Below are 235 nucleotides of genomic sequence, written 5' to 3'. Positions count from 1 at the left end.
CTTGGTTAGCGACAGCGTTCAATGTTGGTGCTAGAAGAGCTGAAATTGTACAGTTTAAAACAGAGATACTTGATTATCCCATCAAGGAAGGCAACCCTTACATTACCGCTCATAAAATAATCGGTAAAGGCAGAGGTGAGGGAAAACAATTGGAATATATGGTTAACTTAGAGGCTTTAGAATACATGCGAATATGGAAAGAAAAACGTGGATATGATCATGAATATATCTTTAC

At 37.0% G+C, this 235-nt stretch carries 1 protein-coding gene; it reads left to right on the top strand.

Going from position 1 to position 235, the window contains the following annotated elements; all coding sequences use genetic code 11:
- A partial coding sequence (locus SB816_RS35055) for a hypothetical protein (RefSeq protein ID WP_410548630.1) occupies positions 1-235 on the top strand: 235 nt, incomplete at both ends.

Source organism: Achromobacter sp. SIMBA_011 (genome assembly GCF_046535435.1).
Lineage (GTDB): Bacteria > Pseudomonadota > Gammaproteobacteria > Burkholderiales > Burkholderiaceae_B > Achromobacter > Achromobacter dolens.
The sequence above is the reverse complement of the archived record's forward strand: the minus strand, read 5'-3'. Positions and strand labels throughout refer to the sequence as shown.